At 31.7% G+C, this 12,752-nt stretch carries 13 protein-coding genes; 10 read left to right on the top strand and 3 right to left on the bottom strand.

Annotation, left to right across the window (positions count from 1 at the left end):
* Positions 1 to 131: 131 nt before the first annotated feature.
* The gene (locus AHMF7605_RS06855) at positions 132 to 575 is read right to left on the bottom strand and encodes a hypothetical protein (protein ID WP_106927721.1); all 444 of its coding nucleotides are present in this window, start codon (positions 573 to 575) and stop codon (positions 132 to 134) included.
* 594 nt (positions 576 to 1,169) lie between these two features.
* Between AHMF7605_RS06855 and AHMF7605_RS06850 the strand changes: the two genes are divergently transcribed.
* From AHMF7605_RS06850 to AHMF7605_RS06810, 10 genes are all read left to right on the top strand, one after another.
* Entirely contained in the window at positions 1,170 to 1,520 is a 351-nt protein-coding gene (locus tag AHMF7605_RS06850; protein WP_106927719.1) for a hypothetical protein, read from the top strand.
* 669 nt (positions 1,521 to 2,189) lie between these two features.
* The gene (locus AHMF7605_RS06845; protein WP_106927717.1) at positions 2,190 to 3,038 is read left to right on the top strand and encodes a hypothetical protein; all 849 of its coding nucleotides are present in this window, start codon (positions 2,190 to 2,192) and stop codon (positions 3,036 to 3,038) included.
* A gap of 39 nt (positions 3,039 to 3,077) precedes the next feature.
* Positions 3,078 to 3,794 carry an IS1 family transposase gene (locus AHMF7605_RS06840; RefSeq protein ID WP_106925291.1) on the top strand — a complete coding sequence of 239 codons (717 nt, stop codon included), beginning with the start codon at positions 3,078 to 3,080 and terminating at the stop codon, positions 3,792 to 3,794.
* A gap of 381 nt (positions 3,795 to 4,175) precedes the next feature.
* Positions 4,176 to 5,471 (top strand): hypothetical protein, encoded by a 1,296-nt coding sequence (locus AHMF7605_RS06835; protein ID WP_106927715.1) that lies wholly within the window; start codon positions 4,176 to 4,178, stop codon positions 5,469 to 5,471.
* Positions 5,471 to 5,935: a hypothetical protein gene (locus AHMF7605_RS06830; RefSeq protein WP_106927713.1), complete on the top strand. Its 465-nt coding sequence runs from the start codon at positions 5,471 to 5,473 to the stop codon at positions 5,933 to 5,935. Before AHMF7605_RS06835 ends, AHMF7605_RS06830 begins: the two co-directional genes overlap by 1 nt.
* Positions 5,907 to 7,286: a nuclease domain-containing protein gene (locus AHMF7605_RS06825; protein ID WP_106927710.1), complete on the top strand. Its 1,380-nt coding sequence runs from the start codon at positions 5,907 to 5,909 to the stop codon at positions 7,284 to 7,286. The genes AHMF7605_RS06830 and AHMF7605_RS06825 overlap by 29 nt, the downstream gene beginning before the upstream one ends.
* Before the next feature lie 90 nt (positions 7,287 to 7,376).
* A complete protein-coding gene (locus AHMF7605_RS29445) occupies positions 7,377 to 7,532 on the top strand; it encodes an SOS response-associated peptidase (RefSeq protein ID WP_146153527.1) in 156 nt (51 codons plus the stop codon).
* Positions 7,533 to 8,053: 521 nt separating this feature from the next.
* Positions 8,054 to 8,518 (top strand): LexA family protein, encoded by a 465-nt coding sequence (locus AHMF7605_RS06820; protein WP_106927708.1) that lies wholly within the window; start codon positions 8,054 to 8,056, stop codon positions 8,516 to 8,518.
* Positions 8,515 to 9,786, top strand: coding sequence for a Y-family DNA polymerase (locus AHMF7605_RS06815; protein ID WP_106927706.1), 1,272 nt, complete (start codon positions 8,515 to 8,517; stop codon positions 9,784 to 9,786). Before AHMF7605_RS06820 ends, AHMF7605_RS06815 begins: the two co-directional genes overlap by 4 nt.
* A 312-nt stretch (positions 9,787 to 10,098) precedes the next feature.
* Complete coding sequence (locus AHMF7605_RS06810) at positions 10,099 to 11,640, top strand: P-loop ATPase, Sll1717 family (RefSeq protein ID WP_106927704.1); 1,542 nt, start codon at positions 10,099 to 10,101, stop codon at positions 11,638 to 11,640.
* A 386-nt stretch (positions 11,641 to 12,026) separates the two neighbouring features.
* Here AHMF7605_RS06810 and AHMF7605_RS30780 read toward each other — a convergent pair whose 3' ends face one another.
* Positions 12,027 to 12,392 carry a DNA/RNA non-specific endonuclease gene (locus AHMF7605_RS30780; RefSeq protein ID WP_262512337.1) on the bottom strand — a complete coding sequence of 122 codons (366 nt, stop codon included), beginning with the start codon at positions 12,390 to 12,392 and terminating at the stop codon, positions 12,027 to 12,029.
* Positions 12,393 to 12,417: 25 nt separating this feature from the next.
* A complete protein-coding gene (locus tag AHMF7605_RS30775; protein WP_262512336.1) occupies positions 12,418 to 12,711 on the bottom strand; it encodes a DNA/RNA non-specific endonuclease in 294 nt (97 codons plus the stop codon).
* Positions 12,712 to 12,752: the final 41 nt, after the last annotated feature.

Below are 12,752 nucleotides of genomic sequence, written 5' to 3'. Positions count from 1 at the left end.
AAGGCAGGTAGGTAAGGTAGCTTAGTTTTTAAAAGTATTTGCACTTATATAATAAGTTTGAAAAATAGGTTACCTAACCTGCCTATCTACCCTAGAAATTGCATTAAAGATTTTATTCAAATTAAAGCTTTTCATTTAAAAAATTCCACATTTACTTCATCTGATGAAATACTCAGAACCTTACATTTGTTAAACCCTAACTTAGCAGCCCATTTACCTGTAGGTGTTTGCAATGCGCATTCTGAATCACTGTTGTGCTGACTTCTACAATTTAAGAATATTCGCAGGTTACTTGACATACCATCTTTACAATGGGCAAACTCTCTTCCTTTGTGCCAGCTACCAAGTATCTTAGTAATTGGGGATAGTTCATTAAGCTCATCAAATACCTTTTTAAAAGCTTCAAATCCTAAACCTAATCTTTGGTATCCAGAATAAATTTGGACAACTGGAACTAACTCACCATAGTTATTCAAATGTCCTTCCACATAACCTATTTGTTCTTCACCATTCAGCAAATAATAAAACCTATCCAACCCTGTTGGTTTAGCTAAAGAGGAATATTGAATTTCCATGTTTTAATATTTGTGACACTCCACTCTTATATAGGAGAATAAAAGTAATATAAATATCATGTAATACTCTGGTCTATTAAACTTGGTTTAATAGTTTTTTAGGGTCTGTGCTTTCGCAAGCCTATGCATACGATGGGATTTTAGCATAATATTACCCTTTATAAAAGTCTACACATTACATAATATAGCTTTAATGTAAACTATAGAGTCTATACGAGTACATTAGATTACTCGCTTCGTGGTCCTTCCAAAAGAAGTATAAGGTATATCGTCATTTTATCTTTGACAAGAATTACAAACCCCTACTTATCCACTTTCCTACCATACACTTAGTAGTCTATGCCAAAGATAAGTTATGTAGTAATATACCTTCATTGTTTATAATATTATTAAAAACACAATTGGTAGAAGGTTTCAACATCTTTATTGTCATAACTCTATTTACTGCTACTGTCTATATAATATAATTTTTATATTTTATATTTTTTTAAGCCCGTCCTTTCGTGAGATAACATAGTAGACTGCCCCCTAGCTTACTTCTGCGTTGGGCACAGGGTCCTTCGCTATTTATAACTCTTTTAATTCTCTAACACAATGGTATCTATTATCGACTTCAAGAAAAGAACTGCCCAGGATGGCAAAACATTTAACGTTTTAGTATTGCAAAGTGATATTGAAATGGTACAATCTAAAGAGACAGGTAGGTTCTATGCGACAGCGAAGACTTGTACCATCTCCTGTACTTTTAATGATGTTATCTGTGAAGGACTCAAAGGAAAAACAATGCCAGGTAGTATTGAGAAAATGGATTGCGACCCCTATGAATACGCTCTTCCATCGACAGGCGAAATAATTACCTTGCGCCATACATACTACTATAATCCCAATCCTAGAACAATGGAGCAGGAAGTATTTACTAAGCCAGTACTCAGAGCTGCTGCTTAGATTAGTTAAAGGAGTAGCTCAAGCTACTCTTTTTATTATGTAACTCATCAACAACGAACAAGCTATATGATATATGTATCGAATGAGGAAGAGGATTACGATAGTACTGTAGATGAGGATAGTTGTTTATTTCTTTCACCATACAGGTTATATAGGGCATCCTGTCCCTTTCAAGTTACTTGCATAGTAAATTCAAAAGACTTTATAGCTGGAGATAAAGTTGAAGTCAGCCAGGTAATTGGTTGGGACTCTAGGATTATTCTTTTCAAAGTATTTGGCAGTTATTATCCTTACTACTGCTTTCGTCATTACCCTCCCCTTCACTATATCATTACTCGCCTAAGGTAGACTACTTATTATCTTTTCTTTCTTTTCGAAAGACAACTGGCGAATAGTAGGAGTTATGCTGTATTTCTTAGGCCATAGTTCTTTGAGACGGTTTCTCCTTCAATAAAAAACCACTGAAAGAACGTAGCCAAGTTTACTAATTGCAATTAGGTAAATTAGGTAAGGGTGAAAGCCCTTACTTAAATTTTAAAGTTATTGTAATAAAATATTTAAAAAATGGGTAACAAATACAAACCTTATTAAATATATAGTGTATTTTTTGAATTATTCTAGAAAACAATTCACTAACTATTATATTTAATAATTAAATAAAAAAAATAAATGCAGAATTTATCAGATAGGTTAATTGTAAGGAAGGAGTCACATGGTGATTCCTCAAGTTCATATACAGGTATAATAAAAGTTTTAGGTATTTCTAACAGTGATGAAGCATTTAAGGAAGTAACAATCAATGAATTCCCAAATAGAGGACAACTATTTGTTTACAGTAAATTTGATAAAATTGATGAAGTTTACACAAATAAAGAATTGTTTTTTATTAATGGATATGAAGATAGTCCCAAGTTTTTACCAGAAATACCTTCAAGCGCTAAATACAGTGTAATAGGAGATAAAGCGGAAGATCCAAAAAAATATCAACTTTGTCCTATATTTGAAAAGAACTTTGACCCTGATAAATCTTTTAAATTAGTAGTAAATTTTCTCCCAATTACATATGTATTTATAAAGTCAAACAATTCTGATTATGTTTATGGCCCATTCTTACTCCAAAAGGAAGAAGATGAAGCTGATGATGAATATTATAATGTTCAATTGAGACCAGTTACACATTCAGAGTTAAATTTAAGCAATGAATATGATAAATGTATATTTAAATTTAATATAAATCAAATATCAAAGTATTTGATATCAGATAATGGGAATAATTTTGTGTTTAATGCTTTAGTATTACTTGCAAATACATCCATTCATAAAGAAGTTATTTATTATGGAAGTAATGAAGATATTTTAGAGTGGGGTAGAAAAAATATTGGAAATCTAGCCAATATTGAAGAAAAAAATGTTAAAGACCTTTTTAAACATTTAAACCAAATTCCTGTAGTTAACCCTGGGGATGATTTAAAGTTGGATAAACTTAAAAAAATTTTGGTAGTGGTAAAGAAAGTATGATGGGATAAAAAGAGGCAGTGAAGTGTTTAAGATGATGGAATGTTCGAAGTTCAGATCAAAATAAACTGTCCCCACTGCCAGAGCAGCAAGGTAGTAAAAAATGGCAAGAAAAAGAATGGTTCTCAGAACCTTCTATGTCGTAATTGCCAGAAGCAATTTCAGCCAATATATCGCTATAGAGGAGCGGATCCGACTACCAAGCGGTTGATACGGCGTCTTCTGGAAAGAAATAATGGTGTTCGTGACATTGAAAAGTTGCTGGAAGTGAGTAGAAAGTGTGTGCTAAGCAACTTGTGCCGACAGGGGAATGCCCTTAAGATTCAACCAACCCAAAAGCATTATAGATCCGTACAGATCGATGAAGTCTGGAGCTTTGTCGGAAAGCGCAAGAAAGGAAAATACTGGTTGTTGTATGCTTACTGTCCCCAAACAGATGAAGTACTGGCTTATAGTTGTGGCGGCCGAAGCGCTAAAACAGTACGCCAGCTACTCAAAAAGCTAAAAGGAGTGGAAATAGAACAATATTGTACTGATCATTGGAAAGCGTTTGCTCAGGTAATCCCCCCGACAAAGCACACGATAGGAAAAGCTTACACTAAAAACATAGAAGGCGTGAATACTTGCATCAGAGCCAGAAACAGACGGTTCGTCAGAAAAACAACCTGCTTCTCCAAAAAGAAGGAAAACCATTTAGCAAGTCTAAACCTGATGTTTGACTATCGCAATAGACATAAAGCCAAACATCATACTTTGTAGTCCACAACTAAAATTTTAAAGGGTACTGAGTCATGGTTAGTATCAGGTCTACCTAAGTTTATTCATGAGTTTTTATCAACTGATGAGGGGCAAATACATTTAAATGACTTCCTTGAAAAAAATAGAAATAGTATCATTGAAAAGTATGATACTATTATAAAGGTAAAAGAAAATGAGTTAAAAGAGCTTGAAGTAGAAATTCAAAATAAGAAGGTTGAATCTTTAACTAGTCCTCAGGGTTCAAGTTTAACTAATGTTTCATTAGAATCACAACAATTAATTAATGATTTAATAGAATCAGAAGAAAAATATGGACCTATAAAGGAGTTATTAAAAAAATACAAATTAGCAGAGGAGGTTGGGTATATTGAAGGCCAAAAGATGGAAAGAGAAGGCCTAATAGATAATCTTGAGCAAAAAATTAATAGTTTAAAAAAGAAAAAACAAGAGTATGAAAGTGATTTGGTTAAGTTTAGAGATAAGTTTAGGAACTCTGATGACGTAAGAAATCATCTATTGGGATTAAAACCTTATGTTGATTTTTTAAATGGTATTGTTCCTACAGATTTAAATGGAGAGTCTGATAAGCCATTAGGATTATCTAAACCTAATATTAAAGAACAAGCTCCTAATAGATTAGAGGATTATATAAATGAGGTGAGACATAATCTTAATATAATTGGAAGAGAAATTGAATTCAATGAATTAGCCAATTATATTATTAATATTCATCAAAGCTTTTTATCAGTCTTTGCTGGCCTACCAGGGGTTGGTAAAACTTCATTAGTTACAAAGTTAGTTGAAGCATTAGGTTTTAAGAATAGATTTTTGCCGATTTCTGTTTCTAAAGGATGGACATCAACTAAAGATTTAATAGGCTATTTCAATCCTTTGTCCAACCAGTTTCAAGCCTCTAAGACTAATTTTTACCATGAAGTTATTGAAAGATACCAATTTGAAATAAAGCAGGAATTAGATATTCCCTATTATGTTTTACTTGATGAAGCTAATTTAAGTCCAATTGAACATTACTGGTCAGATTTTATGAGATTAACTGATCCAGAATCAGAAAAAATAATTTCTATAGGTGGAAAAGAAGGCAATATTCATATTGGTAAGGGTCTAAGATTTATTGCTACTATTAATTATGACCATACAACTGAAGTTCTATCTCCAAGGCTAATAGATAGAGCACCCATAATTTTGCTTAATCCTAAAAAAGATTTAATTGACAATTTGGAAATTAATAATCTGCCTAAAGTTCAAGATTATTTGTCTACAGAGCAGCTAAATGCTTTGTTTTATAATCCAAATGGTATTTTTAAAGAAGATGAAAGACTTCTTTTCTTAGAAATTAAAAATAATTTAGAAAATGATGATACCTTAAATTTTGGTAACCCAATAATTATTAGTCCTCGAAAACAAAATTCTGTAATTAATTATTGTTCTACTGGTAGGTTAATCTTTAAAGAAGAATCATTACAATTTACTGCTTTAGATTATGCTGTTTTGCAGCATATATTACCATTAATTAATGGTAGGGGAGAAAAGTTCAAAAAAAGGCTTGAAGCTTTATCTAAAACCATTGAAAGGAGCCTGCCTAAAACTAGTTTTACTTTAAATCAAATAATTAGCTCTGGGATTAGTAACTATAATAATTTTAAGTTTTTTAACTAGTGGATATAAAACTTTATATTTCAAGTAGGAGTATCAATTATAATGATGATAAGTTAAGTCATAATTCAATTGAGATAAAGGATAATTTAGAAATTAATGTTTCAGAAAATGATTACATTTATCTATATCTAATATCTGATTATTATTTAAATAATGATGCTGGTATTTGGCTCACTGAAGATTGGTTTCCATTAAGATTTTTGGAAAGAGACATATATGGTAGAATATACTATGAATGTGATTTTAAATCATTATTTTCTGGGAATGATAACTTTTATAAACAGTTTTATATAAAAGATTTAATTGGTGGCTCAAGAAGATTTGGGAAGATTTTTTTAAATTACTTTGGTACTTGTGAGATTTTATTTGATTCTGGTGAATTAGATATTCTGCCTAAGCCAGTGGGATCAATAGAGATTTCTTCTAGTAAAATAAATGATTTGGATATTGGTAATATTTTTTGATTTTTTATTGAGTAATAAGGTTTCTTATTGGCAAGCAATATCAAGATCTAAAGTAAAGTCCTCAGATAAAATTTCTGAAGAGGGACATATCTTTTGGTTTTTATACCAATTACAAACCAATTTAACCAAAGTTTTGGACCTGTTGCCTCAGTTAGTGATGGACCCTAGAGTGAAAGTTGTTGAGGACTTCCAAATTAAAACTTGGAATGATAGTTTAAATGTAGATGAAAGCTCTATAAATTGGCTTTTGCATAATTTTCATGTAATAGCAAGGACTGACCCATATAATTCTTCTAGGATTAAAATTAATAATAGATTTTATGGAATTAGCCAGATTCAATCTTCAGATTTGATTACATCAACTGACATTTATGAAAATCAAATCATTCATGGATATTTACAAGATGTTAAGGAATACCTTATTAATATACTTGCAAACATAACTAATAATATTGTATCAGATAACGATTTTGGGTTAACACTTAGGGAGATACAGATTAATAAGTACTTTTTAAGACTTAAAACTATTGTGTATAATTTAACTGATTTAGTAGATGAACTTATTTATAAATGTAATAAAATAATTCCTGTAAGTAGTCCTAAAATTGAATGGCCTTCTATTTTTTATGGTTTTGAATCAAAAGATCACTATTATCAAATAGGTGTTCAAATCATAAGTTGGTTTGATAGGAAAAATTTTAAGTTTGACAATCATTTCTTGTTTTCTGGTGTAAGGACTTTAGATAAGTTGTATGAACTGTTCTGCTTATATAAAATTATTAATGCTATTGTAGACCTTGGATATGAATACAATGAATTTGCTCCCTCTAACTTTAAAATAAATAATAAATGGGATGATAGAGTTACTGCTCATGCTGGTAGATATAGTTTTAAGAAATTGGATGGTTGCAGTATCACATTAAACTATGAATATGTTCCTAAATATTTATTTACATCTTCTTCTCTTTATAAAGGGCAACTACTTCCTGATTTTATTTTAGAGATAAGGAAACCAGGTGTAAAAGATATTAATTTGGTTATCCTTGATGCTAAATATAAACCTTTTAGTAATATTAAGCGATTCGATTTGGCTGAATTAACCCTTAAATATTTGCATGGTATCAGTTCAGATATAAATTCAATAAATTTTAAAGGCCTTTTTCTTTTACATCCTAAAGATAAAGTTGGTAAAGATAATACAAAACCTGTTTGGTCATACCATCAAGAAGAGTTTGATTTATTCAGCCTAAACCCAATTTACCCATCAATTGGAACTGTTGAAGTTGGAGTAAGCAAAAAAGCTAAATCTTATATAACTGATATTATTAATATTTTTCAAAATCGTTTTTAAACAATATATTTTCAGTCTCTTTTGATTATTTTTCCTTAAAATAATTTAGTAACATTTTTTACAAGATCTCCTGTTGTAACTACCTATAGAATGCCTGTTATCCTTTCTAAAGATAATGAAAGACTATGGCTGGAAGGTAATATACCTAAAGAGGATTTATTAGGTTTACTACAAACTTATAATGCTGCTGACATGAAAGCTATTCCTATCAAAGCTATTGACGGCTTTGTTCTAAATTCCAAGTGATAATATTAGTCATAGATATTAGATATGCTATAGGTAGGTGCTTATCTTTAATTGAGGGAGGAGACGATGGTTTAGTTACCCCCATTATTCTAGTACAAGCAAAGTAGTAGCCAAGTAACAAGCTACCATATTTAATTAGTCTGGCAATGTTCTTTCGAAAGAACTTACCTCTAGGAGTTAGTTCCTGGTATAGTTTCATGTGGTAAGTTAACTATTTTGCCTTCTTTACTCAACCTCCATTATAAAGTTTTTAATACTGTACTTTAAAAGGTCTATTATTCTCCTTTTATGCCTAACCATCATCTATAGTAGGAATCATATAAAGCTCAAAGACGAGCAATAAGATACACGTACCACTTTAAATGGTTCACTTTTCCTTGAAACTAAGCTATTTATACTAATATAATTAGGTTTTATAATCTCTATATAGAAAAAATTTCTTTAATCTTTAGTTTTTATACGGGTTTTATACGTAATTGCTAACATATTTAGTATATATAGACATACTAGCTTAGTTTAATATGCATGAAGCTAAAATCATTCCTCTGCATCCTGACGTCTTCGAGCCTTGTTTTATTTCTTCTTTTCAAGAGATTGAAATCCCATTCTTCTCCTGTTATATCTCAGCTGGTTTTCCCTCGCCAGCAGATGATTACCTGGAAGATAGGATTAACCTGAACAGCTACCTCATTCAGAATCCTACTTCTACCTACATGATGCGAGTAAAAGGGAATTCTATGCAAGATGCTAACATTCACGAAGGAGACATACTGGTTATTGATAAGTCCTTAAAGCCCAATGATGGGGTACCTGTAGTTTGTTTCTTAGATGGAGAGTTTACAGTGAAGACTTTTAGAAAGATAAATAACAAGCTTTACTTAGAACCTGCCAACCCTGCTTATAAACCTATCGAAATTACTGATGATATGGATATGCGAGTGTGGGGGGTAGTAGCTTGGGTACTACATAAACCAGTAAAGTTATGACTACATTACTCGCACTCTGTGACTGTAATAACTTCTACGCTTCCTGTGAAAGGGTATTTAATCCAAGCTTAAATGGTCAACCTATTGTTGTACTCAGTAATAATGATGGCTGTGTGATAGCCAGGAGTAATGAAGCTAAGCTCTTAGGGATTGATATGGGGGAACCTTTCTTTGCCATTAGAGACTTAGTGGAAGCTAAGAAAGTACATGCCTTTTCCTCCAATTATACCTTGTATGGAGATATGTCGAATAGAGTTATGCAAACTCTTTCTCAGTTTACACCAAGTATTGAGCTGTATTCCATTGATGAGTGCTTCTTGGACCTAAGTAACTTCTATAATAAGGATTTAAATGCCTATGCCTGGGAGATAAAGAATACTGTATTACGTTGGACAGGTATACCAGTTAGCTTAGGTGTTGCACCTACCAAGGCTTTAGCAAAGGTAGCAAATAAGCTGGCTAAGAAGTCTAAGAAAGCAAATGGAGTACTCGTATTACAAGAACCTGAACACATCAGGAAAGCCCTAGAAGTAACTAAAATAGAGGATATTTGGGGCATTGGTGGACAGTATGCCAAGTTCCTTAAAAAGCACCAGATTCATACAGCGTATGAATTTACTCAAGCCAATGATAGCTGGGTGCAAAAACATATGTCCATTGTTGGATTGCGTCTTTTGAAAGAACTAAGGGGTGAATCCTGCTTAGAACTGGAAGAAGTAATGCCTCCTAAGAAGGGCATATGTACCTCCAGAGGATATGGTGTTAAGCAAACAGAGTTTAAGTACATTCAGGAAGCTACTGCTACTTACGCAGCTAAGTGTGGCAGGAAGCTGAGAAAGCAAAAAAGCTGTGCCAGGTTCTTAACTGTATTTGTAGAAACCAACAGGTTCTGCGAGAAGGATAAGCAATATAATAACAGTAGAACCATTGTCTTGCCAGTGGCGACTAACTCAGACATGGAATTAATCAAGTATGCAGATATAGCTCTTAAATCTATATACAAGCCAGGTTACCAGTATAAGAAATCTGGGGTGATATTAACAGAGATTTTACCAGAGAACCAAATACAGTTTGACCTACTAGATACTGTAGACAGAGTTAAGCATCATAAGTTGATGGAAGTTGTAGATAGTCTTTCTGGTAGGTTTAGTAGGGATATTGTAAAGGTAGCTACCCAAGGATACAATAAGTCTTGGCATTTGAGATGTGAACGAAAATCGCCTTGTTATACTACTAGCTTAAATGATATTATTATTGCTTATGTTTAAAGAGTCTTTTATACCGTTTTATTATTATTGATATTAATGTTAATTTATTGTTAAGTTAAAATTAATATCTATATATTAGATAATTCTACTTTATTAAAGGTCTTAAGATTTAACTTATAAGAATATACATACTTGGATTTAGCTTTTTGTGGCTTCAGCTAATGTTGCGCAGATCATTCCAAATTGGAACTACATGAAAGAATAATTGAGTTAATAAAAGATTCATCCAAAATCATTTTCTAATTAATAAAACGTTACAAACATAGCTTCTGACCTGAACGTTATATACCAGATAAACTTACCAAAGCTAAAATGAGATTATTCGAAAAGTTTACTAAAGACCAAATTAATAGATTGAAGAGGGATACATCTAATTTCTTTCTTGGTTCTCCTGAAGCTGAAGCTGAAAGCACTTCTAATTCAAGAGTTAAACTTACAGAGGTGTTTGAAGACTTTTTTGAAGTTATTCCTCAATTACAGAGTGAGAAATTTATTATAACAGGAAGAAAGGGTAATGGTAAATCAGCTATTGCAGAACATATTTATTATTTGGCATTAAATGAGCCAGAATATTTCTGTGACTTTGTTAAAAAAGCCGATATCGATATTGAAAAAATTACTCAGCTAGTAAGTGGAACAGATAATGAAATTAGCCAGGAACTTCTTATTGAATGGATTATACTTGTAAAGTTTGTAAAACAATTAATTTCCAACGAAGCTATAGCAGACCAAAAAGGGATAAAAGAGTTAAAAGTATTCTTAAAAAAGAATTCTGGTTTTATTGATATTAAATCAAATCAAATCAAAGAAGTAATTCAAGATAAGGGATGGGAAGTTAATGTTAATTATTTCCAACGTTTTTTAACAGCTAAGTTTGGTAATAGATTTAATATAAAAGGGGAAAAGGCTCCATTCTTTAAGCTTTTACCACATTTAAAAGAGACAATAAAAGAACTGTTTCTTAACACCATAAATAAAGATAATCATTACATTTTACTATTTGATGATTTAGATATTGGATTTAATGCGAAAAACCCAGGAAATGTTAAAACAATTCTTAACATCCTTAGAATTGTAAAGGATTATAATATTACTTTTTTTGGAAAAGAAGATATTAGCGCTAAAATTATACTACTTCTTAGAGATGATATATCTCGATTTCTTCTTAATCAAGATGCTGACACAGCTAAACTATTTTCAAGTTATGAAGTTACTTTAAAATGGTATGAGCATTTTCAAATGCAAAGGGATGAGGATAAAGTCAAGTTAAAACAATTTATAAATAGAAGAATTGCTTTGAACTTTGAAAAAAATGAATTTAGTTTTGATATAAGTAAGCCTTGGGAATCCCTAATACATGAAGATGAATCCTACAAGAAATCTAGTTTTAAATATATTGTCGAACATACTTTAATAAGGCCTAGGGATTTAATCTTGTTTTTTAAACCATTGCAAGAACTAAAGTTTTCTATCCCTTTATCGAAACAAGATGTTTATATATTAATTGGCAAATATACTATTGAATTTGTTAAGGAGCTTAAAAACGAACTTGCTGCCCATTACGCACCTGATGATATTAATGCTATATTTAGTGCATTTGTAAGTTGTGCAAATGAACCTGTTTCTTTTATTTTCTTTATTCATGAACTCAAGAAATTTCATTTTTCTGAAGATACATATAACTTATTAGAGCTTCTTTTTGACTTATCCATAATAGGTAATACAAATGATACAGGTAAAACGTACTTTAAACATTGGGAGAAAGACGATGAAATTTTTAAGTTCAATAAAGAACTGAAAATCACTCAGCACTTTACCTTGCGTAATTATTGTCAGCGAAATAGACGAAATTAAGTTTGTTGTGCTATTTAATATTTAATAGAAATGCCATATACCTTGGTATAGTGACAAACTATAAATTAAAAATATATAAAGTTGTTTATGAGTATAGACCAACTCATGATTTTGTACATTGAAAGCAAAATAGCTGATTATAACAAGGCGTTAATTGATTCAGCTTAGCATTTAGAAACGCGATCTTCCTAATTAATGTAACATAAAGGACTAAAATAAGGGTGAAAACCTATGGTAATACAATTCAAAAAACATGAGCTTTTATAATTATTACTATACACTACACCCTTATAGTCCCTAATAAATTTTTCAATTTTTTAACTTAAATAATTCTTTATTTATCTTAGGGACTAGCGAATAATTATTATGAAATGCTATTGGGTAGGTCAATTACCTACATTAGCCTCCAATACCTCTTGTATTTGCATAGGTACTTCAGATAATAAATCGTATCCAGTAGCTTTTTCAATAGCATCCACTGTAGTTAGATATAAGCTCCTGTTAGAGTTAACTTTATTTATATTAGGAGTATCTACTGCAATTACTCTGGTAGAACTTGTTATACGATTAATATCATCGTCTCCTTCAGGAAGTATGAATAATACCTTCCAAATCTGTTTAGGTACTTTAATTCTACCTTTATCTATGGTCTGAGCGTAATCATTAGAACCAGTTCCACCAGAGCCATAATTGCCCATAATAACAAATACCTCATTACCTTCATCCACTAAGCTGCGTGTGTAATCTTCCAAGTTGGCCCAGGTGTTCCTATTATTATCAGGAGCTTGAGGAATCTTGAGGAATGATGTTATTCATTAGGAAGGTAGCAGAGTTATCTTCTATGCTTCTGGTTCTATCGGCCGAAGGGCAATTATGGCCTCTGTCAAAACCACTGCCTGTAAAACTGGATGGACTTACCCTATACCAACTAGCAGGTAGGCTTTCATCAGTTCTAAAATCATCCTGACGAGGAGCAGAGTCTAACCAGTTTTTACTTACATGCCAGCTTACCCAATTAGGGATACTATTATCCCTGCTATAAGAGAGAACATACTGAGGCTTCTCAATCAAGTAATTGTTGTAATTACTTAAATCTGTAGTGGCATTACTGG

Source organism: Adhaeribacter arboris (assembly GCF_003023845.1).
In the GTDB taxonomy this organism is placed as follows: Bacteria; Bacteroidota; Bacteroidia; order Cytophagales; family Hymenobacteraceae; genus Adhaeribacter; species Adhaeribacter arboris.
The sequence above is the reverse complement of the archived record's forward strand: the minus strand, read 5'-3'. Positions and strand labels throughout refer to the sequence as shown.

Bases quoted from the DNA above. Each gene is read 5' to 3' on its own strand.
- AHMF7605_RS06835 (WP_106927715.1), top strand. From the start codon at position 4,176: ATGGAAAGAGAAGGCCTAATAGATAATCTTGAGCAAAAAATTAATAGT.
- AHMF7605_RS06855 (WP_106927721.1), bottom strand. From the start codon at position 575: ATGGAAATTCAATATTCCTCTTTAGCTAAACCAACAGGGTTGGATAGG.
- AHMF7605_RS06825 (WP_106927710.1), top strand. From the start codon at position 5,907: ATGATTTGGATATTGGTAATATTTTTTGATTTTTTATTGAGTAATAAG.
- AHMF7605_RS29445 (WP_146153527.1), top strand. From the start codon at position 7,377: ATGCCTGTTATCCTTTCTAAAGATAATGAAAGACTATGGCTGGAAGGT.
- AHMF7605_RS06810 (WP_106927704.1), top strand. From the start codon at position 10,099: ATGAGATTATTCGAAAAGTTTACTAAAGACCAAATTAATAGATTGAAG.
- AHMF7605_RS06845 (WP_106927717.1), top strand. From the start codon at position 2,190: ATGCAGAATTTATCAGATAGGTTAATTGTAAGGAAGGAGTCACATGGT.
- AHMF7605_RS06840 (WP_106925291.1), top strand. From the start codon at position 3,078: ATGTTCGAAGTTCAGATCAAAATAAACTGTCCCCACTGCCAGAGCAGC.
- AHMF7605_RS06815 (WP_106927706.1), top strand. From the start codon at position 8,515: ATGACTACATTACTCGCACTCTGTGACTGTAATAACTTCTACGCTTCC.
- AHMF7605_RS06850 (WP_106927719.1), top strand. From the start codon at position 1,170: ATGGTATCTATTATCGACTTCAAGAAAAGAACTGCCCAGGATGGCAAA.
- AHMF7605_RS06820 (WP_106927708.1), top strand. From the start codon at position 8,054: ATGCATGAAGCTAAAATCATTCCTCTGCATCCTGACGTCTTCGAGCCT.